Source organism: Kribbella monticola, assembly GCF_003261635.1.
In the GTDB taxonomy this organism is placed as follows: Bacteria; Actinomycetota; Actinomycetes; order Propionibacteriales; family Kribbellaceae; genus Kribbella; species Kribbella monticola.
The window spans coordinates 47,529-68,276 of the sequence record NZ_QFXK01000005.1 but is presented as its reverse complement, the minus strand read 5'-3'; the positions used below and the strand labels follow the sequence as shown (position 1 = coordinate 68,276).

The 20,748-nt window shown below is 67.0% G+C and carries 22 protein-coding genes; 15 read left to right on the top strand and 7 right to left on the bottom strand.

Annotated features, from left to right (window positions below; all coding sequences use genetic code 11):
* Positions 1-94: 94 nt before the first annotated feature.
* From DIZ26_RS03670 to DIZ26_RS03625, 10 genes are all read left to right on the top strand, one after another.
* On the top strand, positions 95-1,468 hold the full coding sequence (locus tag DIZ26_RS03670) for an ABC transporter substrate-binding protein (RefSeq protein ID WP_112237707.1): 1,374 nt from the start codon (positions 95-97) through the stop codon (positions 1,466-1,468).
* Positions 1,469-1,475: 7 nt separating this feature from the next.
* Positions 1,476-2,399, top strand: a complete 924-nt coding sequence (locus tag DIZ26_RS03665) for a carbohydrate ABC transporter permease (RefSeq protein WP_112237705.1) — start codon at positions 1,476-1,478, stop codon at positions 2,397-2,399.
* A 10-nt stretch (positions 2,400-2,409) separates the two neighbouring features.
* Positions 2,410-3,285 (top strand): carbohydrate ABC transporter permease, encoded by an 876-nt coding sequence (locus DIZ26_RS03660; protein ID WP_198675880.1) that lies wholly within the window; start codon positions 2,410-2,412, stop codon positions 3,283-3,285.
* An 82-nt stretch (positions 3,286-3,367) separates the two neighbouring features.
* Positions 3,368-4,390 carry a LacI family DNA-binding transcriptional regulator gene (locus DIZ26_RS03655; RefSeq protein WP_112237702.1) on the top strand — a complete coding sequence of 341 codons (1,023 nt, stop codon included), beginning with the start codon at positions 3,368-3,370 and terminating at the stop codon, positions 4,388-4,390.
* A gap of 97 nt (positions 4,391-4,487) precedes the next feature.
* The gene (locus DIZ26_RS03650) at positions 4,488-5,792 is read left to right on the top strand and encodes an extracellular solute-binding protein (RefSeq protein ID WP_112237700.1); all 1,305 of its coding nucleotides are present in this window, start codon (positions 4,488-4,490) and stop codon (positions 5,790-5,792) included.
* A 12-nt stretch (positions 5,793-5,804) separates the two neighbouring features.
* Positions 5,805-6,758 carry a carbohydrate ABC transporter permease gene (locus DIZ26_RS03645; RefSeq protein ID WP_112237698.1) on the top strand — a complete coding sequence of 318 codons (954 nt, stop codon included), beginning with the start codon at positions 5,805-5,807 and terminating at the stop codon, positions 6,756-6,758.
* On the top strand, positions 6,755-7,627 hold the full coding sequence (locus DIZ26_RS03640; protein ID WP_112237696.1) for a carbohydrate ABC transporter permease: 873 nt from the start codon (positions 6,755-6,757) through the stop codon (positions 7,625-7,627). The genes DIZ26_RS03645 and DIZ26_RS03640 overlap by 4 nt, the downstream gene beginning before the upstream one ends.
* A complete protein-coding gene (locus DIZ26_RS03635; RefSeq protein ID WP_112237694.1) occupies positions 7,624-8,610 on the top strand; it encodes an arabinan endo-1,5-alpha-L-arabinosidase in 987 nt (328 codons plus the stop codon). Before DIZ26_RS03640 ends, DIZ26_RS03635 begins: the two co-directional genes overlap by 4 nt.
* Before the next feature lie 34 nt (positions 8,611-8,644).
* Complete coding sequence (gene arfA / locus DIZ26_RS03630; RefSeq protein ID WP_112237692.1) at positions 8,645-10,168, top strand: arabinosylfuranosidase ArfA; 1,524 nt, start codon at positions 8,645-8,647, stop codon at positions 10,166-10,168.
* Between the two features lie 90 nt (positions 10,169-10,258).
* Positions 10,259-10,444 (top strand): hypothetical protein, encoded by a 186-nt coding sequence (locus DIZ26_RS03625; RefSeq protein WP_112237690.1) that lies wholly within the window; start codon positions 10,259-10,261, stop codon positions 10,442-10,444.
* A 46-nt stretch (positions 10,445-10,490) separates the two neighbouring features.
* Here the strand turns inward: DIZ26_RS03625 and DIZ26_RS03620 are convergent, their stop codons facing one another.
* The 6 genes from DIZ26_RS03620 to DIZ26_RS03595 all read right to left on the bottom strand — a co-directional run bounded on the left by DIZ26_RS03620 (position 10,491) and on the right by DIZ26_RS03595 (position 14,094).
* The gene (locus DIZ26_RS03620; protein WP_198675879.1) at positions 10,491-10,847 is read right to left on the bottom strand and encodes a J domain-containing protein; all 357 of its coding nucleotides are present in this window, start codon (positions 10,845-10,847) and stop codon (positions 10,491-10,493) included.
* 187 nt (positions 10,848-11,034) lie between these two features.
* A complete protein-coding gene (locus DIZ26_RS03615) occupies positions 11,035-11,442 on the bottom strand; it encodes a hypothetical protein (protein WP_112237688.1) in 408 nt (135 codons plus the stop codon).
* A complete protein-coding gene (locus DIZ26_RS03610; protein ID WP_198675878.1) occupies positions 11,439-12,407 on the bottom strand; it encodes a metallophosphoesterase family protein in 969 nt (322 codons plus the stop codon). Before DIZ26_RS03610 ends, DIZ26_RS03615 begins: the two co-directional genes overlap by 4 nt.
* The gene (locus DIZ26_RS03605; RefSeq protein WP_112237686.1) at positions 12,404-12,862 is read right to left on the bottom strand and encodes a cupredoxin domain-containing protein; all 459 of its coding nucleotides are present in this window, start codon (positions 12,860-12,862) and stop codon (positions 12,404-12,406) included. The genes DIZ26_RS03610 and DIZ26_RS03605 overlap by 4 nt, the downstream gene beginning before the upstream one ends.
* Positions 12,863-12,883: 21 nt before the next feature.
* Positions 12,884-13,564, bottom strand: a complete 681-nt coding sequence (locus DIZ26_RS03600) for a QcrA and Rieske domain-containing protein (protein ID WP_232828127.1) — start codon at positions 13,562-13,564, stop codon at positions 12,884-12,886.
* Between the two features lie 2 nt (positions 13,565-13,566).
* Entirely contained in the window at positions 13,567-14,094 is a 528-nt protein-coding gene (locus DIZ26_RS03595) for an RNA polymerase sigma factor (RefSeq protein ID WP_198675877.1), read from the bottom strand.
* A 190-nt stretch (positions 14,095-14,284) separates the two neighbouring features.
* Here DIZ26_RS03595 and DIZ26_RS03590 point away from each other — a divergent pair, with 190 nt between their 5' ends.
* Positions 14,285-15,556, top strand: coding sequence for a vanadium-dependent haloperoxidase (locus DIZ26_RS03590; protein WP_112237682.1), 1,272 nt, complete (start codon positions 14,285-14,287; stop codon positions 15,554-15,556).
* A gap of 33 nt (positions 15,557-15,589) precedes the next feature.
* Positions 15,590-16,402 carry an ATP-binding protein gene (locus tag DIZ26_RS03585; RefSeq protein WP_198675876.1) on the top strand — a complete coding sequence of 271 codons (813 nt, stop codon included), beginning with the start codon at positions 15,590-15,592 and terminating at the stop codon, positions 16,400-16,402.
* A 40-nt stretch (positions 16,403-16,442) separates the two neighbouring features.
* On the opposite strand, the gene DIZ26_RS03580 is transcribed toward DIZ26_RS03585, so the two are convergent.
* Complete coding sequence (locus tag DIZ26_RS03580) at positions 16,443-17,450, bottom strand: LacI family DNA-binding transcriptional regulator (protein ID WP_112237680.1); 1,008 nt, start codon at positions 17,448-17,450, stop codon at positions 16,443-16,445.
* A gap of 146 nt (positions 17,451-17,596) precedes the next feature.
* On the opposite strand from DIZ26_RS03580, the gene DIZ26_RS03575 reads away from it, so the two are divergent.
* The 3 genes from DIZ26_RS03575 to DIZ26_RS03565 are packed head-to-tail and all read left to right on the top strand — an operon-like array spanning position 17,597 to position 20,735.
* Complete coding sequence (locus DIZ26_RS03575) at positions 17,597-18,955, top strand: ABC transporter substrate-binding protein (protein WP_112237678.1); 1,359 nt, start codon at positions 17,597-17,599, stop codon at positions 18,953-18,955.
* A complete protein-coding gene (locus DIZ26_RS03570; RefSeq protein WP_112237676.1) occupies positions 18,955-19,866 on the top strand; it encodes a carbohydrate ABC transporter permease in 912 nt (303 codons plus the stop codon). Before DIZ26_RS03575 ends, DIZ26_RS03570 begins: the two co-directional genes overlap by 1 nt.
* Positions 19,863-20,735, top strand: coding sequence for a carbohydrate ABC transporter permease (locus DIZ26_RS03565; RefSeq protein WP_112237674.1), 873 nt, complete (start codon positions 19,863-19,865; stop codon positions 20,733-20,735). Before DIZ26_RS03570 ends, DIZ26_RS03565 begins: the two co-directional genes overlap by 4 nt.
* Positions 20,736-20,748: the final 13 nt, after the last annotated feature.

Genomic DNA, 20,748 nt, shown 5'->3' with positions numbered 1-20,748 from the left:
ATTGACAGGGATATATCGCACGCCGAGACTGTGAGCGCTCCCAGAAAGTGGGGCGGACCGGCCAAGGCTCGGTCCCGGTACCCAGGAGGTCGGAATGTTGGAATCGGTTCGGATCAGCAGGCGACGGCTCCTCGCCGGAACGTCCGCCGTGGTCGGTGGCGTGGCCGCCGGAGGGCTGCTCAGCGGCTGCAACGCCAATTCGTCCGGTACATCGGCGGGTACCGGTGGTCAGAGCAACGGTCAGGGCACCGTGACGCTGACCGTGATGTACAACAACAACGAGTTGACCAAGGAGCACATCGCCGACTTCGAGGCGAAGAACCCCGGCATCAAGATCAACTTCCTGCAGAACGACAACACCCGGCTCAACGCGATGCTGGCCTCCGGTGCTCCGCCGGACCTCGTCCGCGGCGCGGCCGTCGGCAGCGCCAACGTCAATGCCCGGGGGCTGGCCACCGACCTGACGCCGTACCTGGAGAAGAGCCAGGTGCTGAAGAAGGACGATCTGCTCTCGGTGAACGACAGCTATCGCTGGGACGGCTCGAAGATCGGCCAGGGCGCGTACTACGGCATCGTGAAGGACTGGAGCCAGGACGCGACGCTTTGGTACAACGCCCAGCTCTTCGACCAGCAGAAGATCGCGCACCTGAGCGAGACGGAGCCGGTCGGGTACGACGATTTGCTTGCCATCGGCAAGAAGCTGACCAGCAAGCAGGGCGGCAAGACGAGAGTCTACGGTCTCGGCCTGGAGTGGGCCTGGAACCTGTACGCCCCGCTCGCCACGATGATCCTTCAGCAGGGGGAGAAGGTCTACAGCGACGATCTGACCCACACCGACTTCACGACGACGGCCGCCCGCCGCGCGGTCGCGTGGTACGTCGACTTCGCCCAGGCCGGCGTCGGGCCGACCTCGCTGGCACCGCTGCCGGACGGCGCCGACCTGTCCACGTTCATGGCCAAGCGGATGGCGATCAGCCAGGACGGCTACTGGTACGGCGGGAACTTCGTCAAGGAGTCTGCGTTGCAGTCGGCGGTCCGGATGGCCCCGGCGCCGGTGATGGGCGATCACCGGGTCAGCCCGACGTACGCCGGAATCGGTGCCTGGATCCCGGCGAAGTCCAAGCACAAGGACGAGGCGTGGAAGCTGATGGAGTACTTCATGGCGGGTCCCCCCGCGCTGGAGCGGGCCAGCAGCGGCTGGGGCCTACCGGCGTTGAAGTCCCTGCTGCCGAAGTTGCCGCAGGACCTGCCGTACCAGAAGCAGGCGTTCAAGACCGCCCAGAACGAGTTGCAGTACGCCGCCCCGCTGCCGGACTCGCCGTACGTCACCGTGGACGCATGGAACCTCGCGCTGGACAAGCACCTGCAGCGGGCGATCAAGAAGCAGGCCACGGTGGACGAGGCCTGCAAGGCGATCACCGAAGAGATCAACAAGGTGCTCAAGCAGGGCAAAGAGCAGATCGGCTGACGGCGAGATGGCCCGGAACAGCTGGACGCGTTACTCGAACCGAACCTTCTACCTGTTCGTCTCGCCTTGGGTGCTGGGCTTCCTGCTGCTGACGGCGGTGCCGCTCGGCTACGCGTTCGGGGTCAGCCTGACGAACTTCGACGGCAGCTCACCACGCTGGCGGTGGGTCGGATTCCGCAACTACGTCGAGCTCTTCGGTGACGCCGAGGCCTGGCACGCCATGCTCAGAACGGTCGCGTACGCCGCGATCGCCGTACCGCTCAGCGTCGCCGGGGCACTGGGGCTGGCCGTGTTGCTCAACCGCCGGCTGATCGCGGTCGGCCTGTGGCGGACGATCTTCTTCCTGCCCTCGGTGGTTCCGGTGGTGGCGATGGCGATCATGTGGAAGCTCGTGCTGAACCGCGACGCCGGTATCGCGAACGCGATCCTGCACGTCGTCGGGATCAAGCCGATCGCCTGGCTCGTCGACCCGATGGCCTTCTACGCGCTGATCGTCCTGACCTTGTGGGGACTCGGCGGCGGCATGGTCATCATGCTCGCCGCGCTCCAGGGCGTCCCGACCGAGCTGGAGGAGGCGGCCGTCGTCGACGGCGCCAACCGCTGGCGGGTGTTCCGGCACATCACCGTGCCGATGATCTCGCCGGTGATCTTCTTCCAGGTCGTCACGGGAGTGATCGCGACCCTGCAGATCGTCGTCCAGCCGCTGCTGCTCGCCGAGACCAACAGCATCTCCGGAGTGGGGCAGGTGCCGCAGAGTACCCATCTCTACATGGTGCAGGTGTACCAGGAGTTCTTCACCAGCAACCGGTTCGGCTACGGCTCGGCGATGTTGTGGGTCTACTTCCTGGTGATCCTGGCCTTCACGCTGCTGATCCAGCGCTCGAGCCGGTCGTGGGTGCACTACCAGGTCGACACCGACTCGGATCGATAGGAGAAGCACTGTGCATGTACGCCGACCCGCGCCGACCGGGGTGCACCGGGTGTCGTCCCGGAAGCCGCGGCTGAGCGCCGGAGCCGTCTACGTACTGCTGATGGCGGTTGCCGTGCTTTTCGTCGGGCCGTTCGTCTGGCTGGTGCTGGCCGCGCTGAAGACCCGTGACGAGTGGGCCTCGGTGCCGACCCACATCCTGCCCCGGCAGGCGCAGTGGGAGAACTTCACGCACGCCCTGACCGACATCAACTTCCCGGCGTACGCCGTCAACTCCTTGTTCCTGTCGACGATGTACGCCGTACTGGTAACCGCCTCGAGCGCGGTCGTCGGCTTCGGGTTCGCCAGGCTGCGCGGGAGTGGTAAACGCGGCCTGTTCCTGGTGCTGCTGTCGACGATGATGTTGCCGCAGATCCTCACCTTGCTGCCCACCTACGTCCTGTTCTCGCGCTTGGGCCTGGTGAACACCTACTGGCCGTGGGTGCTGTGGGGTGTCGCGTCGTCGCCGTACCTGATCTTCTTGTTCCGGCAGTTCTTCGCGGCCATTCCCTCGGAACTGGAGGACGCGGCGATCATCGACGGTTGCGGGTGGGGGAGGATCTTCGTCCGGATCTTCCTGCCGTTGTCGCGGCCGGTGCTGCTCACGTCGTTCCTGTTGTCCTTCGTCTGGACCTGGGGCGACTACATCGCACCGGCGCTGCTACTCGACGTCGATCACACGACCTTGTCGGTCGCGATCACGGCGTGGTACCGCGATCCGCACGGCAACGCGATCCCCACGGTGCAGGCAGCGGCTGCGGCGTTGTACGTATTGCCCGCGCTGCTCATCTTCCTGTTCGCCCAGCGCTACTTCATCCGCAGCATCGTCTCCTCCGGCGTGAAGGGCTGAGCAGTCGGGGACTGTGCTCGATCCGCGAGAGACCTGTACTACGGTGTGCAGCACGGGCTGGTCGTCGGTGGAAGGGGGCTCGATGGCTGTCACCATGCGGGATGTCGCCAGGCATGCGGGCGTCTCCCCGAAGACCGTATCCAATGTGCTGAGCGGGTACCCGTACATCAGGGAGGCCACGCGGTCCAAGGTGCTCGAGTCGGTCGATGCCCTCGGCTACCAGTTGAACGTGCTGGCCCGCAATCTCCGCTCCGGCCGCACCGGGATCATCGGGCTGGCCGTGCCCGAGCTGAGCCTGCCGTACTTCGCGGAGCTCGCCGACGCCGTGATCGAGGCGGCCGACCAGCGTGGTCTGACGGTGATGATCGAGCAGACCGGTGCCCGGCGCGAACGTGAGCTGACCGTGTTGTCCAGCGAGCGGGGCAAGCTCGTCGACGGGCTGCTGTTCAGCCCGCTGGCGCTCGGCCCGGAGGACGTGGACCAGTTGCGGACCAGTACCCCGGTGGTGTTGCTCGGTGAGCGCATCTTCCATGGGCCGGTGGACCACGTGGTGATCGACAACGTCGCCGGCACCCAGGCAGCGGTCGAGCACCTGATCGCCTCGGGCCGCCGCCGGATCGCCGTCATCGGCACCCACCCGGGCGAGGCCGTGGGTACCGCTGCCATCCGGTACGGCGCGTATCTCTCGACGCTGGCCGCTGCGGGGATCCGGCCGGTCAAGAAGCTCGCCGTACCCGCGGGTCTTTGGCATCGGTCCAACGGAGCCGCGGCGATGGAGCAGTTGCTGTCCACCGGGTCGAAGTTCGACGCGGTGCTTTGTCTCAACGACACCCTCGCGCTCGGTGCCCTGCGGGTGCTCACCAGGCACGGTCTCCGTGTCCCCGACGATGTGGCCGTCGTCGGCTTCGACGACATCGACGAGGCGCAGTACAGCACTCCGACCCTGACCTCGATCGATCCGGGCCGGACCGAGATCGCCGCGGCCGCCGTCGACCTGCTGGTCGCGCGGATGTCCGGCGACACCTCGGCGTACCGGGAGATCGTCGCGCAGTACGCGCTGAACGTCCGCGAGTCGACCGCGGGTGTTCGCGTTCACATTTCCTGACCAGCAACGCCTTTCGCGCTCTTGACGGCGTGGGTGACGCCCGGGCATGATCCGTTCTACACCGGTGTAGAAGCCGCCCGGCCGGAAGGGAACCGCCATGCCCAACCATCCAGCGTCCCCTCGACCGGGCCCGACCAGACGCCGGGTCCTGGCCGGTGCGCTCGGCCTGACCGGCGCGCTCGCACTGCCGGGCTGCGGCGCGACGAGCGGCCCGGCCCGGGTCCGCGAGTGGAACCTCTTCGGGGGCGGCGACGGCGCCCGGCTGCTCCAGATCCACCGGCAATTCGTTGCCGAACGCAAGGACATCGCCTTCGAGGCGCACACGCTGGCCTGGGGCCCGCCGTTCTACACCAAGCTCGCGATGTCCGCGGCCGGCGGCCGGGCGCCCGAGGTGGCCACGCTCCATCTCTCCCGGCTACGGGGTTTCAGCCCGACCACCCTGCTCGACCCGATCCCACTCGACCGGCTCAGTGCGGCGGGCATCAACTCGTCCGACTTCCTGCCCCAGACCTGGGACCGCTGTCTGATCGACGACAAGCTGTACGCCGTACCGCTCGACCAGCACCCGTTCGTCCTCTACTACAACACCGACATCTGCCGGCGGGCCGGTTTGCTCGGGCCCGACGGGCGGATCAAGACGATCAAAGGTGTCGATGCGCTGATCGAGACGATGAAGGCGGTCAAGGAGACAACCGGAAAGTTCGCGGCCTCGGTCGAGACGACCAATCCGTGGCGACTGTGGTGGACGCTCTACGGCCAGCTGGAAGGCCGGTTCTTCGACGAGTCGGGAACGCGGCTGGCGCTCGACGACGCCAAAGCCCTGGAAGCCCTGCAATTGATGGCGAAACTCGCCGCCGACGGCCTCGTCCCGCGCTCCTCGCCGTACGCGGCCCTGGTCGCGATGTTCACCAACGGTGACGCGGGGCTGAGCTTCAACGGCGAGTGGGAGGTGACGACGTACGAGACCGCGAAGATGAAGTTCGGGATGGCGCCGTTCCCCCAGGTGTACGACGTGCCGGCCTGCGCGGGTGATGCGCATACGTTCGTGATGCCGCACCAGAACGGCCGGAGCGCGGCCAGTACCCAGGCCACCGTCGAATACATCGCCTGGATGTTGAAGCACAGCGTCGAGTGGGCCGAGGGCGGGCACATCCCGGCGTACCAGCCGGTCGCCACCAGCGCCGAATACCTCGCACTGCGGCCTCAAGCGGACTATCGCGACGCGGCGAATCATGTGCTGCTGGATCCCGATGCCTGGTTCAGCGGATCGGGTGCCCAACTGCAGAACGAGGCCGGTGCCGCGTTCTCCGGAGTGTTCTCCGGCCAGTCCAGCCCGCGGCAGGCACTCGATCAGTTCAAAGCCGCCGTCCAGAAGCTTCTCGACACCCCGTCCCCTGTCTAACGGGAGCAGATCATGGCCGTGCAAACCAGCCCCCGTACGCCGACCGGGAGCAGCAGTACGTCGACCGCCAGCCCTCGTACGCCGACCGGGCAGCCGTGGACGGAGAAGTGGGGCGGACTGCTGTTCGTCGCCCCGTTCCTGGTGCTGTTCGGATTCTTCCTACTCTGGCCGACGCTGAGCGGACTGTGGAACAGCTTCTTCAACAAGAGCCTGGCCGGCGTCGGCGGTGAGTTCCTCGGGCTGGCCAACTGGCGCGAGGTCTTCCACGATCCCGCCGTCTGGTCGTCGCTGAAGAACACGTTGGTGTTCACCGCGATGAGCACCCCACCACTGGTCCTGACCGCGCTAGTGATGGCGTTGCTGGCGAACCGGACCGGAGTGTTCGGCTGGTTCCTCCGGTTCGCCTACTTCGCGCCGTTCGTCCTGCCGGCGACGGTGGTCACCCTGATCTGGGTCTGGATCTACCAGCCGGGCTTCGGCTTGGTGAACGGCCTGCTGACGTCGGCCGGCTTCGCCGAGATCGACTGGCTGAACACCGAGAACCGTGCGATGCTCGCCGTCGTGATCACCACCGTCTGGTGGACGGTCGGCTTCAACTTCCTGCTGTATCTGGCTGCCCTGCAAGGGATTCCGGAGCACCTCTACGAAGCCGCCGCGATCGACGGGGCCGGCGACCGGCAGAAACTCTTCCGCATCACGCTGCCCCTGCTGAGCCGGACCACCGGACTGATCGTCGTACTGCAACTGGTCGCGTCACTGAAGATCTTCGACCAGATCTACCTGATGACCGTCGGCGGCCCGAACTTCAGCACCCGGCCGATCATCCAGTACATCTACGAGAGCGGCTTCACCAGCTACCGGATCGGCTACGCCTCGGCCATCTCCTACCTGTTCTTCGTCGTGATCGTGATCGTCTCGATCGCGCAGTTCAAGCTCTTCTCCGGCCGCAAGGAGGACCTTCGATGACAGCCCAGGCCATCTCGTTGCGGCCGGCGGTGAGTGGACCGGTGCAACCGAGATTCACCTTCGCCAAGGTCGCCCTGATCGCTGGAGCGGCGCTGCTCGCCCTGCTCTGGCTGGTGCCGCTGCTGTGGGCACTCGACACGTCCCTCAAGCCGGAGCCGGAGACCACCCGGACGCCGATCACCTGGTTCCCCATCGATCCGACCTCGGCCGCCTACCGGAGCGTTCTCGAACAGGGATCGATCCTGCGCTGGTTCCTGAACAGCACGATCGTGGCGGTCCTGGTAACCGCCTTGACCCTGCTGGTCTCGGTGCTGGCCGCGTACGGTTTCTCCCGGACCACCTTTCCGGGCCGGAAGGTGCTGTTCGGGCTCCTGGTCGCCGGAATCCTGGTGCCGCCGCAAGTCCTGATCGTGCCGTTGTTCGCCGAGATGACCACGCTGCGACTCGTCGACACGTACTGGGGTGTCGTTCTGCCGCAGGTGGTCGCGCCGGTGATGGTCTTCGTCCTGAAGAAGTTCTTCGACGGCGTACCGCGTGATTACGAGGACGCAGCCCGGGTCGACGGAGCGAACCGGCTGCGGATCGTCTGGAGTGTCATGGTGCCGATGTCACGGCCGATCCTCGGCGCCGTCGCCATCTTCACCTTCATCGGTGCCTGGAACAACTTCCTCTGGCCGTTCATCGTCACCACCGACCCGTCGATGATGACGATCCCGGTCGGGCTGGCGAACGTCCAGGGCTCCTACGGTCTGCGGTATGCGCAGATCATGGCCTCGGCCGTGCTCGGTGGCCTGCCGTTGCTGATCATCTACGGCCTCTTCCAGCGGCACGTCATCCGGGGAGTGGGAGACGCGGGGGTGAAGGGATGAGGCGCTTCCAAGCTCTCCTCGGTTGTCTGCTCCTGCTCGGTGTGCTCACCGCAGCGCCCAGCGCGAACGCCGGCCCGGGCGGCGGCGAACTGACCGGCGACCTCACCGCTCACGATCCCGCGCTGATTCGCGACGGCGGCCAGTGGTACGTCTTCTCGACCGGTGACGAGCGCATCGCGGGTGGCACGATCGAGCTCCGCAAGTCCGGCGACGGCCGGCAATGGTCCTTCGCAGGCACGGTGTTCGACCGGATTCCTTCCTGGCTGAGCTCCGAGGTGCCCGGCGTCTCGAACCTTTGGGCACCGGAGGTGGTGAAGCACGGCAACACCTTCTACCTGTACTACGCCGCCTCCACCTTCGGTTCGAACCGCTCGGTGATCGCGCTGGCCACGAACACCACGCTGGACCCGGGCAATCCGGCGTACCGCTGGGTGGACAGGGGCCTTGTGCAACGATCGGCGACCACCGACGACTACAACGCGATCGACCCGGGCGTGATCACCGACGGTCAGGGGACTCCTTGGCTTGCCTTCGGATCGTTCTGGAGCGGCATCCGGATGATCCGGCTGCAATGGCCTTCCGGTCTGGCCGCGCCGAACCAGGGCACGCCGTTGCGGCTGGCCGATCGAAGGGTCCCGCCGAACGCGATCGAAGCGCCGTACGTCGTGTCGCGCGGTGGCTGGTACTACCTGTTCGTCTCGTTCGACTTCTGCTGCCGCGGAACCGAGAGCACCTACAAGATCGCCGTCGGCCGCTCCCGGTCCGTCACCGGCCCGTACTCCGACCAGGCAGGCAAGCCGATGCTCGAAGGGGGCGGCACCGTCATCCTCAGCAGTGCCGGCCGCAAGATCGGGCCCGGCGGTCAATCGGTGTCGGGCAACTGGCTCGCCCACCACTACTACGACGCGGATGCCAATGGCGCCGTCCGTTTCGACATCCGTCAACTCAGCTGGGGATCCGACGGCTGGCCCAGCATCCGCTGAGCCGACCGGCCCCGACCACGACAGGAGCCACTCCGTGACCTCTGCCTCTCTCGTCCTCGACCCCGCCTTCCGCGTCGCGCCGGTGAACCGGCGGATCTTCGGCTCGTTCGTCGAGCACATGGGCCGCTGCGTCTACACCGGCATCTACGAACCCGGCCATGCCACCGCCGACGAGGACGGCTTCCGCAAGGACGTCCTCGAACTCACCCGGGAACTCGGTGTCTCGCTGGTGCGCTATCCCGGTGGCAACTTCGTTTCCGGCTACCGCTGGGAGGACGGCGTCGGACCGCGAGAAGCGCGCCCGCGCCGGCTCGACCTGGCCTGGCACAGTGTGGAGACCAACCAGTTCGGCCTGGCCGAGTTCGACCGGTGGTGCAGCAAGGCCGGCGTGGAGCCGATGATGGCTCTCAACCTCGGCACCCGCGGCGTCCAGGAGGCGCTCGACCTGCAGGAGTACGCGAACCACCCCGGCGGCACGGCGCTCTCCGACCTCCGAGTCCAGCACGGCGCGCAATCGCCGTACGGGATCAAACTGTGGTGCCTGGGTAACGAGATGGACGGACCCTGGCAGATCGGCCACAAGACCGCGGCGGAGTACGGACGGCTCGCGGCCGAGACGGCGCGCGCGATGCGGATGGTCGAGAACGACCTCGAGCTGGTCGCCTGCGGCTCGTCCTCCCGCGCGATGCCGACCTTCGGCAGCTGGGAGCGCGACGTCCTGCGGGAGTGCTACGAGTTCGTCGACCACATCTCGGCCCACGCCTACTACAACGACGAGGAAGGCGACACCGTCTCGTTCCTCGCCTCGGCGGTGGACATGGACCGCTTCATCGACGCCGTGGTGGCGACCGCGGACCATGTCGCGGCCGAACTCAAGACCGACAAGAGAATCACCATCTCCTTCGACGAGTGGAACGTCTGGTACGGCGAGCGCTCGCGGCGCACGGATGGTCCCGGCGATGCCTGGGAGGTGGCGCCGCGGCGGATCGAGGACGAGTACAACGTCACCGATGCCGTTGTCGTGGGCAACCTTTTGATCTCGCTGCTGCGGCACAGCGACCGGGTCGGGGTGGCCTGTATCGCGCAGCTGGCCAACGTGATCGCGCCGATCATGACCGAGCCCGACGGTACCGCCTGGCGGCAGACGACGTTCCACCCGTTCGCGATCACGTCCGGGCTGGCGGCGGGCCAGGTGCTGCGGGTCGAACTGGAGTCCCCGTCGATCAGCACCGCGAAGTACGGCGACGTCCCCAGCGTCGACGCGGTCGCGACGTACGACGAGGAGTCGGGCAAGCTGGCCGTCTTCCTGGTCAACCGTTCGATCGACGGCCCGGTCGACATCACCATCGACACCAGCCGCACACCGGTGACCGAAGTACTGGAAGCCCTTGGAATTCATGACGACGACCGTGATGCCGTCAACACCGCGCAGCACCCGGACCGCGTGACGCCGACCAAGAACGACACAGTCCGGCTCGACGGCGGCAAGGTCACTGTGACCCTGCCTGCAACCTCCTGGACGGCGCTGAGCCTCGCAACCGATGCGCACCCCAGGTGAATCCACAGCACTCACCGGGTGCCGCCCGCGTGGCCAGGGGCTGGACCGGGTACTGCGGGGAGGTAACCGCACTCAACAAGGAGTCCGCTGATGAGTAGCAGCCAGTTCACCCCGATGCCGTTCGATGGACCGGAGGACCCGGACAACAACCCGGCTCCCGACTCGGCGAACGAGCCCTTCGACCCCGACGACGAGCCGCTGGCCGAGAGCGGCGAGCCCGACGACGACGAGACACCGGACGAGGAGAACCCGGACGACCAGCTACTGCGCGACTGAGTAACAGTCAGTCTCGTCCCTCGTGCACGTTCTGGTCGGTGCACTCCTAGCCTTCGTGGTTCTGCGGCCGGGTTCGGAGCGGCTGCCAGCGAACCGGGCCGACTCGGAGGGCGGGCTCGCTCCGGGTCGGGGGCTGGGGCGTCACCCGGACGTGAGGTCGAGGTGTGGTCACCGGCCGGGTGCGGGTGTAGGCGGCTCGGCGGATCGGGTCTCGCAGGCAGTCGTACGCGGCCAGGATTTCCTGCAGGCGCTGGTCGGCGGCTGCGTCCGGCTCTGAAGGTGCGCGCGTGTCGGGATGGAGCCGGCGGACGAGACGACGAAAAGCTTGATCGAGCTCGTCGTCCGAGGCCGTGGCGGGCACGCCGAGGACCGCGTACAGGTCGGGGATCGGTCGCGTGGTCACGACTGCGCCTCCTCGGGACAGAGCATTCTCGGTGGTGTCAACACACACTTTCTTTATACTGCGGACGTCGTTCACCGTGAAGGTGGACCTTTCGGCGCCGCAGCACCGCGGGCCGCCGTACTCGCCGAGCTCTTCGCGGCCGCGGCCCGCGGCGAACTGCACCCCGTCGTCCACCAGACGATCGTCCTCAGGCCCTGACCGGCTCGCGGGACGGCGTCGACTCAGACTGTCTTTGCTCGGTGAGGAAAGAGGTGAGGAGGAGGGCCAGCGCGACGACCCAGGCGAGGACGCTCAGGACGGCCTGTGGAGCGGGCTGCCAGCCGCGTTCGGTGAAGCCGAAGAGACCGATGGTGCGGGAGACGGTGAAACCAGCCAGCCCGCTCAGGCACAGGCCGGCTGCGGCGAGGCGTAGCAGTACGGGCCTGCCGACAAGGAAGAGTGCGGCGACAGCGAACGATGCGGCAGCGTCCCACCGGAATGACGTTCCGATGTAGGGGATCGCGTGGTAGCCGCGGACGTAGAGCTGGGCGTGGATGTAGCCGCTGGTCGCCAAGCAGAGGGCTACCGCCAGACGGGTCGCGAGGGCCAGTTTCATGCGAGCTTCACGTCCTTGACCGCGAGGTTCCGGGTGCCTTCGAGGTAGCTGACTTCGCGGATCCCGAGGGCGTCCTTGAGCTTTCCAGCCGGCAGCGTGACCGGGGTCGGGGCGGGACGTTCGCCGGGACGTGGCAGCGGATAGGCGGTGGTGGTCGCGCTGTGGAAGGTGACGTTGCCTTCGGTCTTGGTGAAGAGCTGGTGGATATGGCCATTGAGGCAGGTGACCGACGAGAACCGTTTGAGATAGCTGAGGGCCTGGGTCGCGTCGTCCGTGCCCCAGCCCCACTGCGGATACAGAGCGAACAGTGGGATGTGGCTGAACACCACGATCGGCGTATCCGAGGACAGCTTCGCCACGTCCTTCTCGATGAACTCGAGCTGTTCGGTGCCGAGATGGCCCAGCTTCTCCAGGCTCAGCGTGTTGACCAGAGACAAGAAGTGCACGCCGTGGAGGTCGAAGCTGTACCAACCGTCGCCGACCGTCCCGGCGCCGAACGCCTTGCGGTACTTCTGCCCCGAATCATCGATGGAGTCGTGTTCGCCAGGAACGGTGAACACGTGGCCGGTCTTCAGTTCGCTCATCATCTGCTTGACCTGGTCGAACTGACCGGCGGTGGACAGGTGGGTGAGATCGCCGGTGTGCATGACGAAGTCAGCGCGGTACGGCAAGGCGTTGATCTGCTGGATGGCCTCGGCGAAGGAGTCCTCCACGCCGGTGTTGGCGGGGCCTTTGAAGCCGAGATGGCTGTCACTGATCTGGATGAACCGCAGCGATGCAGGAGCGGCTTGCGCCGGAGGTACGTCGTCCGGCCGGGCGATCTGGCTGATCACCTCGCCGCCGGTGACGGTGAGGACCACAGCGGCCCCGAACCATGCGGTATGCCGCAGCAGTTGGCGTCGCGTCATCCCTTCGGGGCTGAGGTCCTCCTCGACAGGTGGTGAATCCTGGCCGTCGGCGTTCACGCTGTCACCACCACGGTGCCGGTCATGAACGGGTGGATCGTGCACAGGTAGTCGTAGGTGCCGGCCTTGGTGAAGGTGTACTGGTAGGTGTCGCCGTTGTTCAATGTTGCCGATTTCAACGGTCCGTCCTTGGCCTGGCTGGTGACCGTGTGCGGATCCTGATCAGCGTTGGTCCAGGTCACGGTCGCGCCGACCTTCACGGTGATACTTGCCGGACCGAAGGCGAACTCCTTGATCTTCACCGACTGGGTCGCGACGGCCGGACCGGTGGGCGCATCGGTCGGCGACATCGACATCCCCGGCATCGGTGAGGTGGCCAATGAGGTGTTCGCGGCCGGCGTCGAGGGAATGGGCTGGGACTGGGGCTTCGTGTCACCGCACGCGGCTACGGCCGTCAGGCTGACGGCCGCGGCGAGCGCGGTGATGAAGCGTCGTGTTCCACGGCTGTTTCTCATGCCTGTCAATAGGCGTTGGGGTTACGCCGGCTGCGGCGGCACGAAGACCTGGATCACTCCCTCGGACTCACGGACCATCAGGCTGGGCAACGGGGCCAACGCGATCGGGAGCCGGTGGTGCAGGACCGAACCGTCGACGGCGAAGGCGGCGTTGTGACACGGACAGTTCAGTTGCCGCGCGGGTGCGTCCAATGCCAGCTTGCAACCGAGATGGGTGCAGACGCCCGACACGGCGTACAGGCCTTTGCTTGTGCGACGGACGAAGCCGACCATCGTGCCGGTGTCGAACGGACGGACGCTGCCATCGGGGAGGTCCTTGGCGGCGACCACCGCGCGCCATTCGCCGTTGTCGGGCGTGAGGGTCTGCTCGGCCGGCGACGGCTCGGCAGTGACAGCGCCGCTCAGTCCCCGTTCGATGGCGGCGCCGAGCCCGATCGAAGCAGCCGAAGCGGCCGCCACCGACGTCACGAACCGGCGCCGGCTGTTACCGCGGGGCAGCTCAACCGGCGGGGTTTCGTCCAGTTCCGTCCGCAGCCGCTCGCGAAGCGACTCGACAAACTCCGGGCTCGGCCCCGTGTCTGAGCCGCCTGCCTTCAGTGCGATCGCGGCCCGCAGTTGCGATTCGTCCGCCCGGTCGACAGTGAAGGGCTTGGTCCGGCGCTGTCGCAGCAGGTCTTTGACGAAGCGGCGCACTCCACGCATGGTCACGCCTCCATCCTGTCTGCCACTACCGCGGCCTGACGAAGTGCCCGGTGCTGAAGCACCTTCGCGTTGCCCACCGTCACTCCCAATTCCGCCGCGGCCTCTTTCAGCGAACACGCATTGAGAAACCGTAGCTGCAGAATGCGCCGATACCGCTCGGGCAACTCGGCCAGGATCGCCTCGGCGCGAGCGCCGGCACCGGTGCTACCGGAGTCCGCGACCGGCTCGACCAGCGCCCAGTCCTCCTCGAGCACGGTGATCTCCCGGCCGAGCGTTCGCCGCCAGTACCCCGCGAGCACGGTCCTCGCGGTCGCGAGGAGATATGCCCGTACTTCGCCGACGCTCGCGGCCAACCGCAACGGCCGCAGCGCGGTGACGAACACCTCCGCGGCCAGATCCTCCGCGTCGGGCCGGTTGCCGACCTTGGCGTACATCAACCGGTACACCCGGTCGACGTTGTCGTTGTAGACCGCCTCCCAATCCGGGTACCTGTCGTCGCTCACCACGTGCAGGTGAACCGGTGCGGCCACACCGTCATCCGCAGCGGGCTCATTGTCCGCTCTCCGCCGACCCCAGAACCGCTGTCCCGCCACGCGTCACCGCCCACTCCAAGTCAGGATCGACACCACATCAGGTAATAGGCGACGGGGTTACACGGGCCGGGTTGTAACTCCTGCGCCTATCTGTTGATGTCCATCGAAATCTCTCCCTGGAGTCATCGTGACATCTCCGGTCTCGCGTCGAGATCTCCTCCTCGCCGGCGGCACGATCGTGGCGGCGTCCGCGGTAGGAGCCGGTACTACGGCCGCCGCCACCCCCGACCTCCGGACGCGCCCTGGCGGCCACAGCGGCGGCGGTCTGGTCGTCGCGTGGAATCAGACCCTGCTCCGCATCGTGCGCACTCCCGGGGCTCAGCCGGCCACCGTCCACCCGACCCGAAGCTTCGCGATCCTGCACGCCGCGATCCACGATGCTGTGACCAGCTCTGGGAGGTCGCACCTGCACGTCGGAGCGCCGACTGCCGCCGCGGCGCAGGCGGCCCACGACGTACTGGTTGCGTTGTATCCGGCTCAGGTGGCGTCGCTCGACTGGCAGTTGAGAACGGACCTGGCCACGGTCGAACAGCGGCATGCTCGTGAGATCGGGATCGAGGCCGGCCGCCTAGTCGCCCGGCGGCTCCTCGACCTGCGCAGGAACGACGGGTCGTCGGCCACTCCGTCGCCACTGCCGCCAGGCACCGAACCTGGCCAATACCGGCCGACGCCTCCCGGATTCTTGCCGGCCGCGTTCACCCACTGGTCACACGTCACGCCGTTCGTCGTCGACCGGGTCGACCGGTTCCGGCCGGAGGCGTATCCAACGCTGAGCGGCCGCCGGTACGCCGCCGCGATCAACGAGGTCAAACGCCTCGGCCAAGACACGAGCACCAGCCGCACCAGCGACCAGACCGAGCAGGCGCACTTCTGGGCGGCGCCGATCTGGAACTACTGGAACGAGATCACCCAGACCGCAGTGCTTGCCCAGGGCAAAGACCTGGTCCACGCGGCCCGCATCTTCGCGCACCTCAACCTGGCCTTGGCCGACGCGGTCATCGCCTTCTACGACGCCAAGTACCACTACCGCATCTGGCGACCGATCACCGCGATCCGCTTGGCCGACAGCGACACGAACCCCGCCACCGTCGCGGATCCTGCCTGGAACAGTCTCGCCACCACACCACCGGATCCGGCTTATCCCGGCGCCCACAGCGTCATCTCCCAGACCAGCGCGACACTGTTGACCGCAGAGTTCGGTCGAGGCCACCGACTCGCCGTCACCTCCGAAGCGCTCCCCGGCGTCACCCGCCACTTCACCACCTTCCAGTCCATCGCCGACGAAGCCGGCCTCAGCCGCATCTACGCCGGCGTCCACACCAGACTCGACCACTACGCCGGCCGCACCCTCGGCCACCACCTGGCCCGCGCAACCCTCACCCGAACACCCACAGGCTGAGGCTGCGAGCCGGTTGTCTGGCAGCCTGGCCGGATGACGAGCATGCTCTGGATCGGTGGGGCGCCGGGTGCCGGCAAGTCGACGATCGCGCGACAGTTGGCGCGGGCCGGAGATCTGCCGTTGCACCCGGTGGATCTCTGGACCTACGACCATCTCGAACGACTGCCCGCCTACAGGCTGCTGGCCGAGAAGCCTGTCGAAGGTCCGCAGGGCGCCGCGGAGGTGTTCGTGGAGATCTCGCGGGTGCGGCTTCCGGTGATCCTCGAAGACGTCCACGCGCGCGGACTCGGCGAAGTACCGGCTTTGGTGGAGGGTCCACAGCTGTTCCCGTCGATGCTCGGGCCTGCCGTCCGGGCAGCCATCTGGCTGGTTCCCGATGCCAGTCTGACTCGGAAGGCACGCGAGGAAAGGCTCGACGCTGTCGATGATCCGCAGGCCCGAGCGCGATTGGATTCGTTGCTGGCGCGCGACGAGATCCTGGCGCGGTGGGTCTGGGACGAGGTGACCGCGGCCGGGTTGCCGTTGATCGAGGTGGATCCGGATCCTGACTGGAATGCGATCACGGCGAGGGTGGAGACAACTCTGGGTGACGTCCAGAGGCTGCAAGCCGGTGACGAACTAAGTCGCCAGCGCAAGATCGAGAACACGGCTGCCTGCCGTCAACTACGGCTATGGCGCGCCGACCGCGGCTTCGCCGACCTGCCGATGTTCCCGTTCGCCTGCGAGTGCGGCCGATCAGGCTGCACTTCGACCGTCCTCGCGAACCCCGACCAGTACGAGGAACTCAGCGGCGATCGCCTCTTGGCCCCACAGCACGGGGCCACGCGATCACCTCACTCGCCTTGAAAAGTTGCCTTCTACTCGCCGACGTGGAGGGAGCGGCCGCTCAGGAGGCTGTGCTTTCGCGGATGACGAGGTCGTAGTCGGCGGGGATCTCGGTCGGCGGGGACTGGTCGCCGTCGAGGCGGTTGAGCAGGAGCTGGACGGCGTGCGTCGCGATCTGCGTCTTGTCAGGGCGGATGGTGGTCAGGCTGGGGGTGCTGTAGCGGCCGTCCTCGATGTCGTCGAAGCCGACGAGTGCGATGTCCTCGGGGACGCGGAGACCGCGGCTGAGGATGGTGCGGAGCGCGCCCAGCGCCAGCAGGTCGTTGTAGCAGAAGACGGCGTCGGGGGGCTCGGGGAGGGCGAGCAGCTCAGACATGGCGGCGGCGCCGTCGGAGCGGTGGAAGAACTCCGTGGGACGGATCAACTCGGGGACGATCTCGTGGCCGGCAGAACGCAGGGCGGTCATGTAGCCCTGCGTCCGGAGCCGGCCGGTACGACGGCTTTCGTCGGACTGGTCGCCGATCGCGGCGATCCGGCGGCGGCCGAGGTCGACCAGGTGCTCGGTCGCCAGCCGAGCGGCGCCGACGTTGTCGATCATGATGTGGTCCAGGCCGCCCTGGATCACCCGCTCACCGAGCAGCACGACCGGCGTCGACGACGGCCGGTCGCGGAGGTCGGCGTCACCCAGCGCCAGCGGGTTGAAGATCAGCCCGTCGAACATCGCGGCCCGGCTGCCGCGCATCACCAGCTCCCGCTCGCGCACCGGATCACCGTCGGTCTGGTCGACCACGACCGTGTACCCGGCCGCGGCCGCCTGCTCGATCACCGCCCGGGTCAGCTCGGCGAAATAGGGGACGTCCAGCTCGGGCAAAACCAACGCGATCAGCCCCGACCGTCCGCGCCTCAGCGTCCGGGCGACCGCGTTCGGCTGGTATCCGAGTTCGTCGAGCACCCGCTGCACCCGGGCGCGGGTGTCCGGCGCCACCTGTGCGAAATCGTTGACGACGTTCGACACCGTCCGGACCGAGACCCCGGCCCGCTCGGCGACCTCACGCAGTGTGGCACCCACTCCGTACCCCTTCGCTGGCGTTCTTTCGACCCCTTGACACTTGCAACGTTGCAAGCTTAGCGTTTCAACACTGTTTGCAACGTTGCAAGGATCATACGAAAGTCACCGGCTTCGGCTGAAGGTCCGGTTCCCCTTGAGGACGCGCCATGATCAATTCCGTTTCATCCCCGGTTTCCCGTCGCACCGTACTGCGTGGTGCCGGTGCCGCCCTGGTCGCCGGTGGCCTCGGCGCCTGCGCTCCCGGCAACACCACCGGCAGTGATCCGCTGCCGACCGGCAAGGCGACCACTGCGCTGTCGGGTGAGCTCACCATCTGGGACCGCACCGGCGACCTCTACAAGGTGTTCGACAAGGCGATCGCGTCGTTCACCGCGAAGCACCCGCAGGTGAAGGTGAACCACCTCGCGGTCGACATCAACGCCAAGCTCCCGGCCACGCTGATCAGCGGCGCCGGCGTGCCCGACGGCGCCTTCTACGACGACTCTCTGCTGACCGGGGTCGCGCCGCATCTGCACGACCTCAGTCAGCTGATCGAGCAGTACAAGCCGGACATCGCGCCGTACAAGCTCGGTGTGGTCACCGTCGACGGCAAGGTGGTCGCGGTGCCCTGGGACCTCGACCCCGGCCTGCTGTTCTACCGCGAGGACATCGTCACCCAGGCGGGCGTCGACCCGGCGAGCCTGACGACGTACGACGCTCTGCTCGGGGCGGCGCGGACGGTCCGGGACAAGTTCCCGCAGGCCAGGCCGATCCACCTGGAGAACGACCAGTTCCTGGCGCAGTTGTGGATCGACATGTTCGCCAACCAGCAGGGCGGCGCCATGATCGATGCCCAGGGCAAGCTCTCGATCGACTCCGATCCCTACCGCAAGGCGCTGACCTGGCTGGACACGGTCCGATCGGAAGGGCTCGGCACGCTGGCGAAGTACACCCAGCCGACGGATCTGCAGACGCAGGACAAAGGTACGCAGGTGTTCGTGCCGTGGGCGCAGTGGTTCGTGTTCGCGCCGCAACAGTTGCTGAAGGCAAGCAAAGGCAAATGGCGTGCGGCGGCGCTGCCGGCATGGCAGGCCGGTGGTCCGCGGGCGGGAGTGATGGGCGGCTCGTCGTTCGTGATTCCGGCCAAGGCTAAGAATCCGGAGCTGGCCTGGCGGCTCTACGAGCACCTGGTCTTCAGCAAGGAGGGGTATACGACGGTCTACGGCCCGAACACGGTGTACCCGGGCGGCCTGAACACGTCGATCCCGTCGTACCTGCCGGCGCTGGATCCGGACACTCCATTGTTCAGGCCGATCGATGCCCTCGGCGGCCAGGACCTCTGGAAGGTGGCCGTCGAAGCGGGCAAGCAGGTGCCGGGCGGGTACGCGATCCCGACCTGGTGGGGCAAGGCGGTGGACTACTTCGGTGTCAACGTGCAGAAGATGCTCGCCGGCCGGCTCAGCCCTGATGAGGTCCTGAAGACGTCCGCGACCCAGATCCAGAAGAACCTGATGGGGCCCAGTTGATGGTGACCGTGACCGAGGCGATGGCGGCACGGCGGGAGGCGAGGACGGCAGGGCGACGCCGGGTCAAGGCAGCGCCGTACCTCTTCGTCGCACCGTTCGTCCTGGTCTTCGCGGCCTTCAGCGCGTACCCGATCTTCTTCGCGCTGCAGTTGAGCTTCACCAACTGGCACGGTGCCGGTGCGCTGAGGGTGGTCGGGTTCGCCAACTACCGCTACCTACTGGCGAGTCCGGACTTCTGGCAGTCGATGGCGACCTCGGGCGTGCTGTGGCTGCTCGTCGTACCGGCGCAGGTGCTGCTCGCACTCACCATCGCCGTTGCGTTGCGGAAGGCGCGGTTCCGCGGGCTGTTCAGCGCTGCGCTGATCGCGCCGTTCGTCACTCCGCTGGTGGCGATGGCGCAGGTCTGGATCATCTTGTTCGACAAGGACTTCGGCGCGGTCAACCACGGTCTGACCTCGCTCGGACTGCCCGCCGTCGGATGGTTGACCACCTCAGTGTGGGCCAAGGTGACGGTTGCCCTGCTGGTGCTCTGGCGCACCACCGGGTACGCCGTCATCTTGTTGCTGGCCGGATTGTCGACGATCCCGTCGGACGTCTACGAGGCGGCGCGGATCGACGGGGCCGGCGCGTGGCATCAGTTCTGGTCGATCACCGTCCCGCTGGTGACGCGGACGCTGAGCTTCGTCGTCGTGATCGGCACGTTGACCGTGTTCCAGCTGTTCGCCGAACCGTACGTCGTGACCGGCGGCGGACCGTTCAACGGGACCCGGACCGCAGGGCTCTATCTCTACAAGCACATCACGAACTCCGATCTCGGCCTCGGGGCAGCGAACTCGATGCTGCTCGTGCTGATGGTGCTGGCGCTGTCGGTCGCGTCGATCCGGCTGCTGCGATCGAGGGAGGACTCATGACAACCCGTACGGGATCCACGGCGTCCGTCCGGCTCGGCGCGGTGGGACGATACGTCCTGCTGATCGTTGCCGCTTGCATCAGTCTGGCGCCGCTGCTGTGGATGATGGCCTCCGCGTTCAAGCCGGGTGGCGACATCATCGCCCGGCCGTTCAGCTTCGACGCCGGCCGGCTGACGCTGCACAATTTCCGCGCGATGCTGGAGACGATTCCGATCGGTACCGGCTTCCGGAACACCGCGATCGTCGTCGTGATCAAGGGCGCGCTGACGATGATCTTCTGCCCGATGGCCGGGTTCGCCTTCGCGAAGTACACCTTCCCGGGCAAGCGGCTGCTGTTCGGCACCGTGTTGACCACGCTGATGCTGCCGACCCTCGTCCTGCTCATCCCGCTCCTGCTGGAGATGAGTCAGCTGGGCTGGGTCAGCACGTTCCAGGCCCTCATCCTGCCCAGCGCGGTCGACGCGTTCGGTGTGTTCTGGATGCGGCAGGTGATTATGGCGATCCCCGACGAACTCCTCGACGCCGCCCGCGTCGACGGCGCCGGTGACCTGCGGATCTTCGCCAGCATCGTGCTCCCGGTGATCCGGCCCGGGCTGGCAGCCCTCGGCGTCCTGAGCTTCATCAACATCTACAACGACTTCGTCTGGCCCGTGGTGGCGGTGAACGACGAGCAGCACCAGACCCTGCAGGTGATGCTCTCAGCGCTGGCGCAGAACATCCGCTCGGGTCAGCTCGGCGCCGACTGGACCAGCGTCTGGGGTCAGCTGCTCGCCGCCAGCACCGTGGCCGCCGTGCCCGTCCTGGCCGTCTTCATCGTCCTGCAACGTCACCTGATCAAAGGCGTCATGGCCGGCAGCCTCAAAGGCTGACGTCCCGACTTGG

Excerpts from the sequence above, each read along its gene's own strand:
- DIZ26_RS03655 (WP_112237702.1), top strand. The coding sequence starts at position 3,368 with ATGGCTGTCACCATGCGGGATGTCGCCAGGCATGCGGGCGTCTCCCCG.
- DIZ26_RS03640 (WP_112237696.1), top strand. The coding sequence starts at position 6,755 with ATGACAGCCCAGGCCATCTCGTTGCGGCCGGCGGTGAGTGGACCGGTG.
- DIZ26_RS03635 (WP_112237694.1), top strand. The coding sequence starts at position 7,624 with ATGAGGCGCTTCCAAGCTCTCCTCGGTTGTCTGCTCCTGCTCGGTGTG.
- DIZ26_RS03585 (WP_198675876.1), top strand. The coding sequence starts at position 15,590 with ATGACGAGCATGCTCTGGATCGGTGGGGCGCCGGGTGCCGGCAAGTCG.
- DIZ26_RS03645 (WP_112237698.1), top strand. The coding sequence starts at position 5,805 with ATGGCCGTGCAAACCAGCCCCCGTACGCCGACCGGGAGCAGCAGTACG.
- DIZ26_RS03670 (WP_112237707.1), top strand. The coding sequence starts at position 95 with ATGTTGGAATCGGTTCGGATCAGCAGGCGACGGCTCCTCGCCGGAACG.
- DIZ26_RS03650 (WP_112237700.1), top strand. The coding sequence starts at position 4,488 with ATGCCCAACCATCCAGCGTCCCCTCGACCGGGCCCGACCAGACGCCGG.
- DIZ26_RS03600 (WP_232828127.1), bottom strand. The coding sequence starts at position 13,564 with ATGCGTGGAGTGCGCCGCTTCGTCAAAGACCTGCTGCGACAGCGCCGG.
- DIZ26_RS03625 (WP_112237690.1), top strand. The coding sequence starts at position 10,259 with ATGAGTAGCAGCCAGTTCACCCCGATGCCGTTCGATGGACCGGAGGAC.
- DIZ26_RS03565 (WP_112237674.1), top strand. The coding sequence starts at position 19,863 with ATGACAACCCGTACGGGATCCACGGCGTCCGTCCGGCTCGGCGCGGTG.
- DIZ26_RS03665 (WP_112237705.1), top strand. The coding sequence starts at position 1,476 with ATGGCCCGGAACAGCTGGACGCGTTACTCGAACCGAACCTTCTACCTG.
- DIZ26_RS03575 (WP_112237678.1), top strand. The coding sequence starts at position 17,597 with ATGATCAATTCCGTTTCATCCCCGGTTTCCCGTCGCACCGTACTGCGT.
- DIZ26_RS03615 (WP_112237688.1), bottom strand. The coding sequence starts at position 11,442 with ATGAAACTGGCCCTCGCGACCCGTCTGGCGGTAGCCCTCTGCTTGGCG.
- DIZ26_RS03570 (WP_112237676.1), top strand. The coding sequence starts at position 18,955 with ATGGTGACCGTGACCGAGGCGATGGCGGCACGGCGGGAGGCGAGGACG.
- DIZ26_RS03605 (WP_112237686.1), bottom strand. The coding sequence starts at position 12,862 with ATGAGAAACAGCCGTGGAACACGACGCTTCATCACCGCGCTCGCCGCG.